Source organism: Butyrivibrio sp. AC2005 (assembly GCF_000424145.1).
Taxonomy (GTDB): domain Bacteria; phylum Bacillota; class Clostridia; order Lachnospirales; family Lachnospiraceae; genus Butyrivibrio.
This window is the reverse complement of the sequence record NZ_AUJI01000029.1, coordinates 41,782-59,460: the sequence shown is the minus strand read 5'-3', so window position 1 is coordinate 59,460 and position 17,679 is coordinate 41,782. Positions and strand designations below refer to the sequence as shown.

Sequence of the window (17,679 nt, the reverse complement as noted above, 5' to 3'; positions counted from 1 at the left end):
TTTACCCATCGCTTTCTGTTAGCTTTATCAAATCATCAACGGCTTTTTCAAGGTTTGACTGCTTCGAAGCGCTGATGTTTGAACTCTTCTTTTCCTGATTTAAGGCTGGATCTTTAGGCGCAACGATCTCAAGATTTACAGACTGCTCTTTCTTTTCCGGTGCAGAGTAGTTCTCGGTGTTTTCCTTTGCCTTTGGCTCAGATACAGGATCCTTGCCAAAGGGGGTACCGAAAAATCCAGTACAAAAAAGAGCTCCTGCCACAAGGACAGCTGCTACCATGATTCCTATTGCTTTTGACGGGTTTTTCTTATATATTGCTCTTCTCATGGAAATAATTATAATATATGAAAATATATATTTCAATATAATATATCTTAAAATATATAAGCATACGGGCATAAAAAAGCGACTATCCGAAGATAATCGCTAATTTTTGCTACATGGTTTTAATCGTTATTCATAGTCAGGTCGAAAAACAATATGTTCAGGTCAACCAGTACAAGAGCCATCATTGCTGAATCAAAGGCGCAGTACCCGTTATTTACCATCCATAATGCAAATCCAGTTGATAAAAAGATCCAAGTACCAAGGACCATTCCATCTGTTATGGTCGATAATATAAGGTACTTTGCCGGCTGGTTCTTTTTCATCCAGAGAAGTTTTCTTGCTACTTTTACGATTATCTGTTCTTTTGCCATTTTTGTTTCCATGATTGTTACCTCTTGATTTAGGGTTGCTCTCTGATGTATTACTTAAGGACTACATCAGTGCGAAGATTTTCAGTTGCGTATAGATCATCTGTTTTATCCTTGATGAACTTTCTTATCTGTTCATTCTGTTGGTCGATGACTTCCGTAAGCTGTTTTACAGCTGCGGTAAGCGAGCGGCTAAAATCCATCTGTTCTTCTAAAGCTTTATTAAGCTTTAAAAGACTTCTGTTGATTTCCGCCACATTCTCTGCAAACTGGTAGTCTCCGTTTGTTTCTAATAGTGACATTGTTTTTTCCTCCTTTTGATTTAAGTGGTTGCCTTACGGGGTTCCGTTTTTGTAATAAAAAAAGAACAGACTTATATCTCTAAGCTGCTCTCTTTCCTACAACTATTGCGTGTAGTTGCGCTATACCTTTTCCAGGTAAAAAATAAGCCCAAACGCAAAATACGTTCAGACCACTACAAACAATAATAAAAACTTTACTACAAAAACAAGTATATTATAACTAATATAATAGACAATGTAAAGGGCAGGCCTTAAGCCTGCCCTCTGCAGCATGCATGAAATTTCTAAGATGTCTTTGAATATTCATCCTCGAATTCGAGAACAATCTTCTTTTCATCCTTGTCAACGCTAAGAGCAGCCTGGTAGCTTCCTTTTCCCGATTTCTTTGTGAAAGTGTACATTCCTGTCCTGCCCTCTTTTGAAAGAAGATCTATCATGGCTGGAGTTATCTTAACGCCTCCGATCTCTGATACAAAGAAGGAACAGCCACTTCCTTTGCTGTTATCCTGGCATTTATAGCCAAGCCTTGTGGTCACTACAGGTTTTCCGCAGATAGGACATTTAAGGTCTGTTTTCTCAGAAGTGAATTTAGGTCTTTGTTCAGATTCCTTAGAGGGGATCGCCTTTAATTTTTCATATGTTTTCTGGATCTCTTCATTAAGGATTTTCTCATACTGGGCTTTGGTAACAGTATTCTGCTCGATTTCCGAAAGACCTTTCTCCCAGCTGGCTGTCATCTTGGGTGAGAGGAAATTAGGAATTGTCTTATTTACAATGTCATAAACAGCTTCGCCATCTGTGTGTGGAGTGATGACCTGAGTCTTTTTATTTATGCAAAGGTATCCGATCTTTATGAGCTTTTCAAGGATACCTGCCCTTGTTGCAGATGTTCCTATGCCGGAACCTTTTATCTGTGCCCTAAGGTCTTCGTCTTCTATAAGGTTTCCTGCATTTTCCATTGCAAGGATCATGGAACCGGATGTATATCTCTTTGGAGGAGTCGTGGTTCCGTCTTCAGTGAAAAATTCGGCTTCGTACTCATCGCCTTGCATAAGGAACTGTCCAAGCCGCGCTCCATCACAGTCTGTCGCTTCATCTGTTTTTCCTTTTAAGACCTCAAGAAAGCCGATTTTCGTCATGGATTTTTCTGAGATCCTGAACCGCTCATTGTTGTGTGCCCTAAGGATTGTAGTGGAAGTGATAAACTCTGCCTGTGGCAGGAAGATACATATGAACCTGTCAACGATCATCTTATAAACAGCAAGTTCAAGTTCGGAAAGCCCGGATATATCTCCCTGACCGGTAGGAATTATCGCGTAGTGGTCCGTAATCTTACTGTCGTTACAGTATTTTGTGCTTTCTATTCCTGAGTACATCCCAAAGTTAAGGATCTGCTCGATAAACTTCTTATTGTAGCCGATTGCTTTAAGGCCATTAAGATTATTATCTATTTCCTTGCAGATGGCAGTTGAAAGGTATCTTGCATCAGTTCTAGGATATGTCGTGAGCTGCTTTTCATAGAGGGACTGTGCAATTTCTAAGGTCTGGTTTGGAGATATCTTGAATTTCTTTGTGCAGCTGTTCTGGAGCTCTGCAAGGTTGAATAAGAGTGGTGCACTCTTTTTCTCTATCTTGTCTTCTATGCATGTCACTACAAGTTTTGGGACCTTGCTTAGCTCGTCCAGGAATATATCTGCTTCAGCCTTATTTAAAAAGCCCTTGTTCTCGTAAAGGAGGGGTGAATCGTAGTATCTGGAGTCTTTATCTATGAGCCAGTCTGCGGAGAATTCATACTTTCCGTTTGAACAGTTTGCAAATACCTTTGAATAGGATGTGGGCTTGAAATTACGTATCTCGCGCTCCCTGCTGACGACCATGCCAAGAACGCAGGTCATGACACGTCCTACTGATATAGGTTTCCACTTCTGTGAACGTATCTTGTCATTGAAGCTTTTTCCGAATTTGCAGGAGAGCATTCTTGAATAATTGAGCCCGAAAGCGTAGTCCTCGATCGCCCTCATAAACCCTGCATCTATGAGGCTCTTGTATGCACAAAAGGGCTTCATCCTTAGAAGACCGTTTCTGACCTCTTCCTTTGTCTGGGAGTCTATCCATAGTACTTTTTCTGTAACATGTCCGTTGTTTCCTGCGAGCATCTTGATATAGGTCTGTATGAGGATTCCTTCTCTTCCGGAGTCACCTGCATATATTATCTGATCGACTTCGGGGCGGTGATACAGCTCTTTTACTATCTTGTACTGCTTTGCACTCTCCTTTATGACTTCATACTTATACTTTTCAGGAAGGAAAGGAAGGTCAGCAAAATTCCATTTCTTATATTTGGGATCATATTTATCGGGATAGGAAAGAGTTACCAGGTGCCCGACAGACCATGTAACATAGTAGTAGTTTCCGTCCCACCCTGATTTTCCTTCAATATACCCTTCTCTTTTCTTTGGATTTTCAAGATCCAGTGCATCAGCATAGGTACGTGCTACTGAAGCTTTTTCTGCGATCATTACGATATTCATAATTCACTCCTTGGATTCCTCTGTGGAGGCTTTGGCATTTTCATCCAAAACCTCTTCTGTTTCAGTGATGCCAGGCTCTTCTGCCCCTTCTGTAGAAGCCGGAGCTTCTTCTGCTTCATCCGTGCTTTCATCTACAGAGGGAGTTTCTTTACTTTCTGATGATTCAGCGGTGGAAGGTTCACTGTGGACCTCGTCTTCGTTTACTACGTAATAATATGCTGCACTTACTTCTTCGCTTGTGAGTGACTTACTTTCTCCGCATTCGATACAGTATTCATAGCAGCCATTTGGTACGGGATAGTAAACATAGAGGGTTCTTATCCAGTCGCCGTCTTCAGCTTTCTTGTGCTCCATCTCATAAGTTCTGCCTTCATACCGGATGCCTCTGTATCTTAAGGCGTCACCGTCAAGACCTTTGAGTTTGATATTCACATAGTCTTCGTTTTCACAGTTCTTATAGTTAAGGTCATACTCAAGCACCTCCCATGACTGCCCGTCGGGAGCCTTGAAGTAGTCGTATGCTCCTGAAGCTGTGCAGTAGTCCTTGATAAGGTTTTCTGCATCTTCCCCCCTGTATACTTTCTTGGGACAGATGATAGGTTCCTCGTAGGATATCTTATAATCGTTAAATGCGCTTAAGAGGCCATTATCACCGAGCTGCAGCATGTTATAGGGAGTTGAGGTGTAGGCTTTTTCCTCATCCTTATCAACGATATTGCTCTGATTTGAAAGGTTTAGCGAGTTCTCGTCATATTCAAATACTTCCTCTGTGGTATCAACTGCCTCTCTTGAGTTGTCGCCTGAAAGGGATACCGCATAGATGTCCTGGGCAGTGTCGCCTTCTGAATCTGAAAAAGTAAAGGAATTTATGATGTTCCGTATGCCGTCCTGTGCGCTGGAAGAGATCTTGTCATATCGTTCTCCGGGAACACCGACAAATATAGACCATTCCTCCCCGTCCTTATTTATATTGGCAAGTTCTCCCGCAAAATCGCCATATGTGGTTGAATTTATGGAAACACCTGCACATGCTTTTGTGATTGTCATCCCGTTTTCTGTCTCAGAAGAGAACTTTTTTGTTCCCTGGGTAAACCAGATATTCATAAGGCTTGTGTTAAGAAGGGAATATTCCTTGTCGCTTGATTCTTCTATCCAGAAGTCCGTGCCTTTCTGGACTGCCACGATAAGGCTTTCCATGTTGAATAGAAGATATTTGTCAGTGCCGTTCTTGTAGGAATAATACTGGTTCTTCTGAAAGCTGATGTTATCTGAAATCTGAGTGATGGCTGTGGCTTTTTCAACGAATGGTGAGTTGATATAGAAAGAGACGCCGGGGACACTGGTTATTTCTGAAAATCCCGGGTGCTCTTTTATAGTCAGGGCTTCTTCTGATGTCTCCTGGTTTGCATTTACGAAGACAGAGCCTATGACCATTACTACTGCAGCGATTATGACTATTAAGATCAAAATTCTTGATTTCATATTTTATTCCTCCGATATAGATATAAATATAATATATCGGTAAATATATAATAGTCAACAAACAAAAAAGACCCTGCAAAGGGCCTTTAATTGCTGTATCTGTTATTGTGTTTCTTTGCACTCCTGCTCGATGAGATCAAGTAGAGCCATGCTCATTTTGCCATAAAAAGCATCTTCTACCGGTCCGACATCGTGATATTTCTTTCGGGATGAATCAATTGCAGTTACCAGCTTTGTCCAGTCGTCGTCTGTCATATCCGCGCCGGTCTTGTTTGCAAAATCCGATGATGCTATCTTCCAGATGTCCTGGATCGCGTTGTATACCAGTTTTTTCCTTTCCATACCAGTTTCTCCTTTTTGCCAGATTTAGATTTAGGTTGCCTTAGGGATAAAAAAAGCCACGGAAAAAATCCGTGGATAATCAGAGCCCCAATACGAAAATACTACAAATAACAAAATAAGTATAGCATTGCTTATGTATATCGTAAAGGCAGGTTTGATCGCCAGTCTGATAAAAGGCAAAATATGAATTGAACCAAGAAGGCCGCCCCACTTTTAGGACGGCCTAGATGAAGTGGAATTACTTTTTGTTTACAAGATCCTTGAGAGCTTTACCAGCCTTGAACTTAGGTGCTATAGAAGCGGGAATCTTGATGCTCTCGCCAGTCTGAGGGTTCTTACCTGTTCTTGCTGCTCTCTTTGCGGTCTCAAATGTACCAAAACCAACAAGCTGTACCTTGTCCTTTTTCTTAAGTGCCTTAGAAACAGTAGCTGTGAAAGCGTTGAGAGCCTTCTCTGTGTCCTTCTTGCTAAGGCCTGTCTCTTTTGCCATAGCTTCAATGAGTTCTGTCTTATTCATTTGTTTTCCTCCTCCGTAAGAATGATTTATAATAGCATTCTGCCATGGATTGGCAGAAAACTTACTAAATAAGCGTATTACAAGTGATGGTTGGTGTCATATTAAAGGTCGTAACTACCCTCAGCACCATCTATTACAAAGTAGACTTTGTTTTCTTCAGGCTTTATGAAGAGGCTGATCTCCTTTATTGAAGCAGGGTCACCTGCCATGTCATACTGGAATACGTTCTTTGCATTCTGGACAAGTTCATCATATGAAAGGTCTTTTCCTGCAAACTGAAGAACAAGATTTGTTTTTGTTTCAGAAGCGGCTGCTTTCTTAGGTGTTGCTGTTTTCTTGGGTGTTACTGCTTTTTTTGTTACAACAGCTTCAGCAAGCTTTGCAGCAGCTGCGGTAACTTTTGTCTTTGTAGCTTCTTTAGGTGTCTTTTTTGCTCTGGCCATTATTCCTATCTCCTTTACTCCTCATTTTGTAAAAAAATATTAATTTAGATAATATTCCTCTGTTTACGATATTGCAAGTATCAGAATACGAAAGGCTGCATTTGGGGCATAGAAATAACTAATCATTCAGCCAGCTTGAACATGGATATAGTACCATCAGCAAGAAGTTTCCCTTCTTCCGTCCTGACTATGGAGTGGACTACGGTTACTGATTTCCCTCTTTTTATCACTGTACCTTCTGCATAGATAACATCCCTATCCTTTACATTGCCCAGATAAGTAACATTAACATTCTGGGTAACATAGTTGTTATTATCCGCCCTTGCTGTGATTCCAGCACTGCAGTCCATCATGGTATAGATAAGACCTCCATGGATCATTCCATATGGATTCCTGGATTTATCAGTAATAGTTGCCTTAAGGACACTGTGCTCCAAAGAAATGGAAACTATCTCGATTCCGTTATGCTCCATGAAAGGATTTTTCATCCTGCTTATTACAAATTCGTCAGTACTTGCCATAGTTCTTTTCTCCCTGAACATCAAATTATGACTGATTTTCATCAGTAAATGTTTGCATATACCATCATAGCTTATATCATACAGAACGAAAAAGGAAGCTCTTAAAATACAAGGAGCTTCCTTTAAAAATCAGCCATCTACGATGATGATCTCTGTATCTTTTTCTGTCTTATCCCTGACAACGGGAGTTGCAATGGTGGTCTCTTCCGGGTAGTGATAGATCCTTATGATATACTGTCCTGCCTGTGCGAATGGAACCTCATAGCTTATGTAATACTTTTTATTATCAGGATCAGACTGGTCCATACCGAGTTTCATTTCGTAGGTTTTGCCATCTTCAGCCAGCACGGTTCCGAATACCGTACATTCTGAGGGATTAGCTTTTAATGAGGTGTATTCAGCATAGAACTCCTGATTTTCCCGGTCTTCCGGAAGATTGAATATGGTCTCCTCACAGGTTGCTTCCTCTGCGAGCTTGTCATTATCTACAACGATATCAGATATCTCAAGCGTCTTGGGAATGATGTTAAATGTCCAGTCACCTGCCATTCCCTCTGCCATTGCAATTGTCAGTTCTTTATCGTTGGAATCGTAATCCATGTTCATGGTCGTTCCGTCAGGGGCAAATACGATTCCCTGAATGGTATCTTCAGCAAAATCTGTTTCTATGGATTCAAGTTTAACAGTTACCTTTAAGTCTTTTACCCGCTTTGGAACAGACAGATTGTATTGCCTTGAATATGCCTCTATCTTACTCTTTTCATCCTCGTAATAGCTGTCGTTTAGCGCTATGGTCTCTTCGTCCTGTGAACCACGGGTAAAATTGAAGTATCTAAAAAGACCTCTTCCGTTTATGTTATAAAAGCCAGGTTTTAGATCCTGAGGCATTGAAAAAGCCATATATCCGTTTGGCGTGTCATCGATATAGTCGCTGCTGAAGGAAAACATCTCGTATGCCTCGTATACTTTGCAGTCAGCTGTTATGTTCTTCTCATAGTATTTAGTGCCAACGTAGTAGCCAATCTTGTATGATTTTCCCTGTTCCAGCCCCATGATAATCCCGGCTTTTTTATTTATCTGCTCAGGAGAAATCTCCTTCCCGTCAATAGAAGCTATCCTTATAGCATCTGATGTGGTATCGCCAATAGCAGCAAGGAATGAAGAATCAGAAACGAGGCCTTGTCTTGTAAAACGCAGATATCCATCTTCTGTAATATAACCTGAGATACCACCTATTGTGTAACCCTGGATACTGAATCTCTCAAGACTGATCTCGCCAAGGTCGGGGCTGTCTGATGGAACCGCTATCAGCTCATCTGAATAGTATGTGGGTATAAGCGCATCATCCTCCATGGTCACAAGGACTCGGCTTTCGTTAAGCGCTGACACCTGGGATGAGGCATTCCCACGGGCAGGAAGATAGGTCTGATAGAACCTGGTATTATTTTTTACATAGTAATTGTCATTAGTAAGTTCTGAATCTTTTAAAGCCACAAGCGCATACGGATCTGTATTTGTCTGGAATATCTGGACATCCCCGCATCCTGTTAGAAATCCAAGTGTAAGAAGGCATGTGGGTATAATAGTTAGGATTCTACTGTGCTTCTTCATAATCATCCTCTTCCTGCGCAGCTTCTGCTCTTATCTTCTGAAGCATAAGCCCGTCAACAGCAGTTCTTTTTGCTTCCTTCAGTTTTGAGATCTTTTTTTTCATAAGTTCTGAGAAACCGAATGTATAGATGAGTACTGCCAATGTAATAATTGCCAATACACCAAAGAGAGTGTCTGAAAGGCCATTTGGAATTACCAGCATATTTGAATAGTTCATTATCTGCCTCCATATATAATATATTTATATGTATAATATATCTAAATATATATAAAGGTCAATAAAAAAGACCATGCGTGTAAAACGCATGATCCAATTATAGATACCTAGCGAGAAAACCTCATCCTAATAGGTTGCAGGATGAATCGCACACTTGTTCCGAACAGTAGTTTGTGCTATAATAACTGCTGACCGGAACATTGAAAACTGTATATATGGGGTTGTGCCGCGAACTAGAAACCAAGACCTTCGGCACGTAAAATATGCAAGGTATGTAGTTCCCAAGCGCCACAAGCGCACTAATATCAATTTTCAAAGTATGCCAAAGAGCTTGCTCGATGGAGTAGTGGCACTGTGAACGTGCCTTACGATACCACTAAGGTATCCTAGAAACCACTTCCGTTAGGTGGTGGTAGTTCATAGATACTATGTGCCTTTTTGTTTCAGGATTCAGAATCGTCTTCAGCTTTAAATATGTGAACTATAACGCCACCTTCAACTCCTTCTACCTCAGATGATAACTTTGCTTTCTCAAGATATGAAAGGAGCTTGCTGTCTGTGACAATCTGCGGAGTTGCAAATATCTTTCCGCCTTTCTGAACCTTGCCATTATTCTCAACAAATATGCGGCATTCTTCCCCGCTTTTGTCATGTCCTTCAAGGATGTATCTTGCTGAGAGAAGGGTTTCAGAACTGGAAGCATCTGTCTGGGTATCGACACCACCGGGGAGAACATACCCCGAGAATAAGTTATTATTACAATCACCGTCGAAGAGAATCATTCTTGCTGTTCTGCCATGACCTTTAACTTCGTTTATGGCTGTGATATTAACATGGATTGTCAGGATATCACGGTCTATTTCTTTGAAATTGTCAGGATTACTTTCTTTAAAAGTTTGTATTTTGTCAAGGAGATTTGTATACCTGTCCACCGATAATTTTGCACTCTCGACTCTTTTTTTTGTGTCAGCAATGAACATTTCACAAGCATTGGAATAATCCAGGCTGAAGGAATAGATCCTATTGCGTAAAACACGTTCCATATCATTTTCGTAAAGCAGATGATACTCTGATGGTTTATCATAGTCATCTCTTCTATAGCGGATGGAACGCCCTCTGCCGCTTCCATATTCACTAATTTCAAAATTGATGATCTTAGTTTGTGATATGCTGCCACTTTCTTCATCAAGTACATAGTAATATATACATTTGGGTTCTTTTGCCATAATGACTGTCCTCATAGATTCCTGTAAAACTCAACAGCATTCTTAAGATCATCCTCAGTTGGGTGACCTTTCTGTATACCACCAAACATCTTGAAAGGTCCGAATTTGTCCAGCCCAGGACACTGGAATCTGCCAATCTCGTTACAGTGTTTGCTGGTTGCAATTGACGCAACCGAGTTGAAATTCATGCTTATTGGATTCCCGGCAGTTGCGATGAAAAATACATCCTTTCCTGTGGGGAGATTCACCTTTGCAAAATTTAGGAGCTGCTCTGCAAATTTGGTATAGTAGATTCCGCTAGCAAGTCCGATCCTGTCATATTTTGTGAGGTCAGCTTCATGCTTTTCCGTCACATCGATAAGCTCTACTTCAGGATCATATTCTTTTATGGCATCCAGCACTTTCTTAGTGTTTCCCTGATGTTTGCTGTAATATGCTATTGCTGTTTTCCCCATTAACAAAACTCCCTAAAACTTTTTTCCTGTAGGTGATAATTCGATCCTGTCAGTAACAAGCTCTGCCCATGCAGGTATAAAGCCCGCACCGAGAGCGACCTTTTGTGAGGCTATATGTCCCATTGATGTTCCATAGTATGGCAGCCTTCCTTTTGTGAGTATCTCATTTTTCAGAAGAGTTACGAGCTTTTTTCCAATACCCTTTTTTCTTCCTGCAGGCTCAACGTTTATACCTATCTGCCACATAAGAGGACTGTCCATGCTTGCCCCTGCCATCCCGAGAATATTTCCGTCCCTGATGGCTGCAACTCCAACCATGTCAGGTGCGGTTTTGCAGAATGTATATGCTTCGCAGAATCTTGAATCTCCTCTGAACTGCTCTATTTCCTTGCCGCGGTACCACTTAATCTCATAGTCAGACGTATCAACCTCAGAGGTCTTTTCTGTGATATAGAATGGATGTACCATTCCAATCTGATACCCATCCTTGCCAAGTCTGTCATTAAGTCTGTGTAGATTCTTTGCCTCCAGAAACCATTCAGAGCCTTCTTCTGCATATGTTTCCTGGCACCAGTTTATTATGTCTTTTTGCCCAGTGAACAGGATTTTGCCATTTATGACAATAAGTTTAAGGTAACACTCCTCTTTCTCGTGGTATCTTCGCCTTCCATCTATAAAGCTGTGTTCTGTAAAATGATTTTTATCATCAAGGACATCTGCCTTGGAACAGCAATAGTCCCTGGATAGTTGTTCACATAGTATGTCGTTCATGCTGCCTCCAATATTATTCTATTGATCCATTTCGCCGGTTTCCTTATCGATCCTGATGATGCTATCGCCTATTAGCGGTACAATCTCATCGTTATCATTTACAAATCCAAGCCCGAAGCACCATTGATAGGTATTTTCGAATTCGCTTAGTATAACCAGGTTTTTGGCGAGTTTTTCTTTAAGCGCAGCCCTTGCTTCGTCTTGAGTTATCATTTTAATTTTCCTATCATTATTCAATCTTTATAACAGTGGTTCAATCTCAGGCATGAGATTATTCTTAAAATCATCTATCATAACTGACCTGAATTTGAATTTGGGCAGTGCATTCTCAGTAGCTTCCTTGTATGCAGCATAATCAGCCTTGTCTTTAAAATTATTTTCATTAGACAGTTCGCCATGCTTATAGTTGTATGCTTCATACTTTACATCTTCAAAGGGAATAAACCATTTGTCCGAAAATGCTTTTACCTCTTTGTCTATTGCAGAATAGCGCATCTCATTAAGAATGACTGATACGTCTTTTCCGATATATTTGGATTTATCATTTTCTATATCATTGAGGATCTGTATAAACATTTCTCCAAGACGAGGATTGGTCTGAGCAAAATCCTTTGCCATTTCACGGATAAACGCAAGCTTTCTGTCAAAATCAACTTCATTAAAGTCATCACTATCCTGATCGAGGGAATCGACAAATCCCTGCAATAATTCGACTATATATTCAAAGTCTATGCGAAGTCTGGAGAAAGCAACAAAATCATAATCATCGTTTACTGTAGTATCATCTCCGTCATCTCCGGCATCACCCCCCGGTGGGTTGTCCCTAAATTCATCAAGAACATTCTTGTACTGTCCATAATAATCCTCATAATCTTTTTCAGTAAAACCGACTTCATTAAGAATTGCAGGATCATATGTAGAAAAGGCTTTCAGATGTGATAAGCTACGATCCACGTCTCTAAAGGAATAGATGAATCTCTTTTTTTCTTTCTTTGATAAGCCCGGAACATCGCTGGGAAGTGGTGCTAAAGCGCGTAATGCTTTAACGGAAAGGATAAAGAGGTTTTTTATCGTCTCATAATCTTCAGATATAGGTGTTCCTTCGCCACCACGCGAATATAAAACAAGTGCATTGTCTATTGCTTTCTTGTATTCATCAGGGCTCTGGAATGTCACTATTTGACCAAATTTCTTGGTTTTATCAAACAGTCGGTTTGTTCTTGAGAATGCCTGGATAAGTCCCTGCGGACTCATGGGTGGTCTGTCCATGAAAAGTGTTGAAAGACATGGTGCATCAAAGCCAGTAAGGAGCCTGTCTACAACGATAACCAGATCAAGCTGCTGGCTTCTGTTAAGGTATTTGTTCTCTTTGCGGGCCAGGCGATCATTAAGGTTACTATTATATGCATTAATATTCTCAATCTCATATTTTGTTCCAAACATTTCGTTGTAGTCTTTAAGAGACTTCTTCATCTTATCCTGATTAACATGAGAGCTTTCATCGTTCTCTGTAACAGAATAAGTTATGGCAAATTTCGGAAAATCAGGAAGGGCTTGCTTTACTTTCTCGCTGATTTTAAGCTCATCTTCTCCGTTTTTTATTTTAGTAAGGAAATCGTAATAGTTTTGTGCTATGGCAATCGAACTTACTGTAAGCATAGCCTCATATGACTGACCTCTTCCTTTTTCCATACCAAGTTTCGAATATGATTGGTTGAGAATAATATCAAGGACCTTTCGCATATGTCCTTCAGATACATTGTATTTAGCGGCATCGTCTTCTGATAATCCCTTTGCACCAAAGAGCTCTGTCATAAATCCAAGAACGGCTTCGTCATGGATTGCTTCTTTTATGGTATAGCTGTGAAGGCATCTTCCATAGAGCTGTTCTGTAGTCTGCGGAAGATCCCCTTTAAGTTCATATTTGTTATCTTCAAAAATAGGAGTACCGGTAAATCCGTACCATAATGAATTACTGAAAAACTTCTCTATTTCTCTCTTAGTAGAAGGTGTTACTGCTCTGTGGCATTCGTCTACAACAAATGCTACTCGTAGTGCTTTAATTTTATTGTATTGCGGAGTGCCTTCCTGCAATTTTTTGCTGATAACTATCTGAAGCTTCTGTCTGGTCGTGACGATCATCTGTCTCTGACCGTCAGTAAGCCTCTTGATGAGCATATTTACGTTTTCAGTGTCATCTACATCGATGGTGTCGTTCTCGGCATAAGACTGGAATGCCATTTTTGTTTGCATATCCAGGTCTTTTCTATCAATCAGGAATATGGTTTTTTCAATGGATGGTATATCCATCAGAAGATTTCTTGTGGCTTTATACGATGTCATGGTTTTTCCGGAACCAGTCGTATGCCAAATAAACCCCGATTCACTATGCTTTGAAGCAGAACGCATGGATTCAATAGCATGGATCTGATAAGGTCTTAAAATGAGAAGTTTTCTCTTATCATTATCAAGAACAACATATTTTGAGACCATTTCATGGGCTTCCGGGATGCGAAGTACATTTTTGGCAAACTCTATATAATCACACACAGGCTGATTTTCATGATCGAGCCATCCGGAAAGGAATTTATCATTTAGCTCTGTATCCCTTGCTGCTGCAAAATACTTAGTATCTACAGCATTGCTTACCACAAACATCTGAATATTAGAAAATAATCCATGGAATTTACCTTCCTGGATATATTTCTTTATCTGACGGAATCCTTCTTTGTATGAGTGTTCCTTATTCTTTAACTCTATATGAATCATAGGGATACCATTGATAAGAAGTGTAACATCAAATCTTCTATCCCTATCTCCTTCTTCCAATTTGAAAGAATTATACTGATTGATTACTTCATATACACTGGTTCCACCCGCAATATGCTCATTATTCAATACAACAAGGTGTAGTGTTTCATTTCCTCTCTGCACATGAACATATACTTTGCCGTTCTCACCTATAAGCCATTTGCCAGCTTCATAGAATGATGCGTGTGATAAGTCATTCTTTACTTTGGCAAATTCAGATTCTGAAAGAGGTGTATCGTTTAGTTTTGCCTTATTATTCTGTTCAAGAATCTTTTTGAAGTTAGCCCACAGCTTTTCTTCTGTATTAAGATCCGGTCTGTAAGTCCACTGTGATTCGTCGCAGCAAAGCTGATCTATAAGTCTTTTTTCAATAACTGATTCTAATTCAGCCATAATTATCCTTTCTTAGGGAACATGTTTTGTAACATATATTTTTTTACTTCTTTGAGCTCATCACACTTACGCTGATGAAGAGTGATAAGGTTATCAAGTTGTTCAAAAAACTGGCTTATCTTCTTCTGCTCATCGTAGCTTGGAACTCTAATATTCATCTTTTGTAAGTCAAGAAATGACAATACTTTTTGTCCAGTTCCCGTGCAGGTATAAGCAATTTCATGCACTACCTCATCACAATAATTCAGAACCATTGAAATAAAAAATATATCGCTATTATTACCGTAGAAAACAGGGTAGAACTTGCTGATAATGCCCTTATCACAGCATCTATTGATGTTAAATGTAAAGTCTACTCCATCACTACGATTCCTGTAAGTACAATAATTTCTAGGAAGAATATTGTAACCAGTAATGTCATGATTTTGCACTCTTCCAAAGTGTTCTTCCTGCAATACAACGCCTTCGGTCTTTGATGATGTCAATATAGGAAGAGTACAATCAGAATCTACTGTTTCTTTGTATTCTATTATTAGGTCTGACAACTTACGCTGTTCCCAATCGTCAGTAAATCCAGAGAATCTGATCTCTGGTTTTTTCTCACCCTTTTTCGGGAGCATTTTTTGAAGCATATATTTTTTTAGCTCTTTTGTTTCGTCACACTTACGCTGATGAAGAGCGATAAGGTTGTTAAGTTCATCAATGAAACTACTTATTTTTCTCTGTTCAGCTATACTTGGAACAGGAACAACACACTCATAGTAATCTTTAAGATTGTAATTATTTCTTCCGTCACCAGTCGAAATGTTCATAGCAAAGTTTTTATGCGTATCTGTATTTAGATAAGCGCACAAGTATTCCGATGCTATTTTTTCCTTATCTGGTCTTGTAACAATAGTAGCAAAACCTATTGAACCTGCCTCTTTTTCGGTAATTACAGCTGATGTTCCTATATCACCAGTATGTACTGTAATCACATCCCCTACTTTGTGTTTCCTCGAAGCATTTTGTTTTGCAAATTCATCATCAAGATAAATGGGATTGTCACCAAACTCAAATCGTCCATCTTTAATATCTGAATTTCGGATAAGTAACGCTCCATGGTCAGTGTAGTGAGATGTCATTGTTGTGACCAATCCTATATATATTTCACCCAGTTCCGTAACCTTACGCTGTTCCCAAGCGTCAGTAAATCCTTTGAATCTGATATTAGGTGTATTTGCCATTATTACACCTCCTCAAAAATACTCATGAATTCGCGAACCGCTTCCGCTGTTTCTGTGTTATTGAAGGTCAGATCTGAGAGCATTTGCTTTAACTGAGAATTACCTTCCTTGATAGCTTCATTTGTATTCTTGATATCTGTAGTTAGATTCTTTAAATCAATTTCGTCTTCTTCTTCGCTTGTATCAACATATCTAGGAATATTAAGGTTAAAATCATTGTCCTTAATATCCTTATAAGATGCCAGATATGCTTCTTTTTCTACGGATTGCCTATTTCTATATAACTCAAGAACATGATCTATATGTTCGTTATTCATCACATTCTGTTTTTTATCCTTTTCAAACAGGTTAGATGCATCGATAAACAGTACATCCCTGCCTTCTCTGTGTTTTTTGAGAACTATGATGCATGTAGGAATGGATGTGTTGTAAAACATATTTGCAGGAAGTCCAATTACAGCATAAATCGAACCATTTTCAAGCAATATCTGCCTGATTTTTCCCTCTGAAGCTCCTCTGAAAAGGACACCATGAGGCAACACGATAGCCATGGTTCCATTAGGCTTTAAATGATAAAAGCCATGTAATAGGAATGCATAATCAGCCTTTGATTTAGGCGCAAGTGCTCCACCATAATCCATAAATCTCTCATCCTGCTTAAATCCTTCTGCTGCAGACCAGTTTGCTGAATAAGGTGGATTCATGGTAACTACATCAAATTCTGTTTCTTCATCTGTAGGCCAGTCAGCATCAAGAGTATCTGCATTTCTTAGGTGCTGGTTTTCAGGCATAACGCCATGAAGGAACATATTCATTCTTGCCAGGTTATATGTTGAAGGCATGAGCTCCTGCCCATAATACTTGATATATTCAGGCTCTTTGGAATAATTTCTGCAGCTGAGCATAAGTGAACCGGAGCCCATACAAGGGTCATAAACCTGTAATCCTTTTTTCTCTTCCTGTCCAGTCATAGCAATACGGCACAAAATCTGAGCAGGGCCATGGGGAGTATAGAATTCTCCTGCCTTCTTTCCTGTCTCAGAAGCAAACTGTCCGATCAGATACTCATAAGCATTTCCAAGAACGTCACCTTTGGCGTTAATAAAATCTGCATCTTCAAGAACTTTTATAAGATCCGATATAGTTGAGCTCTGCTTCTGGTCGCCAGCTCCTAATCTGTTGGAATAAAGGTCAACATCTGCAAACAAAGAGTTAAAGAGCTCATCTGATTCCTGGATTCTGTTAAAAGCAGCCTGGAGTTTTTCTCTGTTAAATCTGTTTTCCTTTGCCTCTTTCAAAATGCTTACATATGTCATCTCAGGCTCAAGTGTATAATGAAGAGAATCCTTAAGCTCGCTAAGAAGGTCGTCCCTGTCAGAGCTCTTCATAGCTTCTTCATAAGCGGCCTGAGCTTCAAATAGATCACTGGGCTCTTCATCATTAAGAAGGTCATAGACTTTAACAAGATATGAATCTGATAGATACTTGTAGAATACAAGTCCTAAGAGATATGTCTTATACTCGTTCGCATCCATTTTTCCGCGAAGGACGTCTGCTCCGCTCCATAATACTGCTAACAAATCTTTGCTTTCTGCCATGATAGTTACCTTCCTCTTCTGTTTGTTTTCTTTATGTGCTATAGAGATATGCACTTTTTATTCAGATGTAATTATGTATTTATGTGTGACATTAAATAATATTTAAGGAGATTCCCTTAACTTGTCAAAGCCTCTTCCTTGCTCATTCCTTTACGAATCCTCGCTCTATACGTGGATACTTTAACGCCATACTCAGCGCACATCACCTCTTCGTTCCTGTATCTGTTCCCAAGGTGATCCTCTGCCCGGTATGATACACGGTCCACGATTTCATCAATGGAATAGCCGTTTTTCTGTTTCAGGCGGAATGAGTTCGGGTGAATGCCAAACGCCTTGCAGACTTCCTTCTGTGAGTAGTAATCTACTCCATCCCGCGAAAAATAAGGCTGCCGTCCCTCTAGTGCTTCCTGAACAGACCAGCCTCTTTCAATTCGCTTCAGATATAAAGTTGGAGATACATCATAAGCATCACACATGTCCTTTACGGAAGCATAAATGATGCCCTTATGATCTTCACTCTTTGTTTTCATTCAGAGA

The 17,679-nt window shown here is 39.9% G+C and carries 19 protein-coding genes; all 19 read right to left on the bottom strand.

Annotated elements, in window-relative coordinates; translation table 11 throughout:
* Position 1: 1 nt before the first annotated feature.
* The 19 genes from G602_RS0108560 to G602_RS0108470 all read right to left on the bottom strand — a co-directional run bounded on the left by G602_RS0108560 (position 2) and on the right by G602_RS0108470 (position 17,672).
* Entirely contained in the window at positions 2-364 is a 363-nt protein-coding gene (locus tag G602_RS0108560; protein WP_242835541.1) for a hypothetical protein, read from the bottom strand.
* A gap of 83 nt (positions 365-447) precedes the next feature.
* Complete coding sequence (locus tag G602_RS0108555) at positions 448-711, bottom strand: hypothetical protein (RefSeq protein WP_026658638.1); 264 nt, start codon at positions 709-711, stop codon at positions 448-450.
* Between the two features lie 38 nt (positions 712-749).
* The gene (locus G602_RS0108550; RefSeq protein ID WP_026658637.1) at positions 750-998 is read right to left on the bottom strand and encodes a hypothetical protein; all 249 of its coding nucleotides are present in this window, start codon (positions 996-998) and stop codon (positions 750-752) included.
* Between the two features lie 284 nt (positions 999-1,282).
* Positions 1,283-3,529, bottom strand: a complete 2,247-nt coding sequence (locus G602_RS25845) for a DNA topoisomerase (RefSeq protein WP_049945141.1) — start codon at positions 3,527-3,529, stop codon at positions 1,283-1,285.
* 3 nt (positions 3,530-3,532) lie between these two features.
* Positions 3,533-5,011, bottom strand: a complete 1,479-nt coding sequence (locus tag G602_RS0108540) for a hypothetical protein (protein WP_026658636.1) — start codon at positions 5,009-5,011, stop codon at positions 3,533-3,535.
* 102 nt (positions 5,012-5,113) lie between these two features.
* Positions 5,114-5,353, bottom strand: coding sequence for a hypothetical protein (locus G602_RS0108535; RefSeq protein ID WP_026658634.1), 240 nt, complete (start codon positions 5,351-5,353; stop codon positions 5,114-5,116).
* 238 nt (positions 5,354-5,591) lie between these two features.
* Positions 5,592-5,870, bottom strand: coding sequence for an HU family DNA-binding protein (locus tag G602_RS0108530; RefSeq protein WP_026658633.1), 279 nt, complete (start codon positions 5,868-5,870; stop codon positions 5,592-5,594).
* A 101-nt stretch (positions 5,871-5,971) separates the two neighbouring features.
* On the bottom strand, positions 5,972-6,313 hold the full coding sequence (locus G602_RS25840; protein ID WP_049945140.1) for a DUF6465 family protein: 342 nt from the start codon (positions 6,311-6,313) through the stop codon (positions 5,972-5,974).
* 122 nt (positions 6,314-6,435) lie between these two features.
* Positions 6,436-6,834: a PaaI family thioesterase gene (locus tag G602_RS0108520; protein WP_026658632.1), complete on the bottom strand. Its 399-nt coding sequence runs from the start codon at positions 6,832-6,834 to the stop codon at positions 6,436-6,438.
* Positions 6,835-6,963: 129 nt separating this feature from the next.
* Complete coding sequence (locus G602_RS0108515; RefSeq protein ID WP_026658631.1) at positions 6,964-8,445, bottom strand: hypothetical protein; 1,482 nt, start codon at positions 8,443-8,445, stop codon at positions 6,964-6,966.
* On the bottom strand, positions 8,429-8,662 hold the full coding sequence (locus G602_RS0108510) for a hypothetical protein (protein WP_026658630.1): 234 nt from the start codon (positions 8,660-8,662) through the stop codon (positions 8,429-8,431). Before G602_RS0108510 ends, G602_RS0108515 begins: the two co-directional genes overlap by 17 nt.
* 443 nt (positions 8,663-9,105) lie before the next feature.
* Positions 9,106-9,888 carry a hypothetical protein gene (locus tag G602_RS28805; protein WP_049945139.1) on the bottom strand — a complete coding sequence of 261 codons (783 nt, stop codon included), beginning with the start codon at positions 9,886-9,888 and terminating at the stop codon, positions 9,106-9,108.
* Between the two features lie 11 nt (positions 9,889-9,899).
* The gene (locus G602_RS0108500; RefSeq protein ID WP_044931580.1) at positions 9,900-10,343 is read right to left on the bottom strand and encodes a flavodoxin domain-containing protein; all 444 of its coding nucleotides are present in this window, start codon (positions 10,341-10,343) and stop codon (positions 9,900-9,902) included.
* A gap of 12 nt (positions 10,344-10,355) precedes the next feature.
* Positions 10,356-11,114, bottom strand: coding sequence for a GNAT family N-acetyltransferase (locus G602_RS0108495; protein WP_026658626.1), 759 nt, complete (start codon positions 11,112-11,114; stop codon positions 10,356-10,358).
* Between the two features lie 18 nt (positions 11,115-11,132).
* Entirely contained in the window at positions 11,133-11,327 is a 195-nt protein-coding gene (locus G602_RS0108490; RefSeq protein WP_026658625.1) for a hypothetical protein, read from the bottom strand.
* 27 nt (positions 11,328-11,354) lie between these two features.
* The gene (locus G602_RS0108485; RefSeq protein ID WP_026658624.1) at positions 11,355-14,318 is read right to left on the bottom strand and encodes a type I restriction endonuclease subunit R, EcoR124 family; all 2,964 of its coding nucleotides are present in this window, start codon (positions 14,316-14,318) and stop codon (positions 11,355-11,357) included.
* Between the two features lie 2 nt (positions 14,319-14,320).
* Positions 14,321-15,544, bottom strand: a complete 1,224-nt coding sequence (locus G602_RS30915) for a restriction endonuclease subunit S (RefSeq protein WP_044931578.1) — start codon at positions 15,542-15,544, stop codon at positions 14,321-14,323.
* Between the two features lie 2 nt (positions 15,545-15,546).
* On the bottom strand, positions 15,547-17,142 hold the full coding sequence (locus G602_RS0108475) for a type I restriction-modification system subunit M (protein WP_026658623.1): 1,596 nt from the start codon (positions 17,140-17,142) through the stop codon (positions 15,547-15,549).
* 116 nt (positions 17,143-17,258) lie between these two features.
* A complete protein-coding gene (locus G602_RS0108470; RefSeq protein WP_026658621.1) occupies positions 17,259-17,672 on the bottom strand; it encodes a hypothetical protein in 414 nt (137 codons plus the stop codon).
* Between the last annotated feature and the right edge of the window lie 7 nt (positions 17,673-17,679).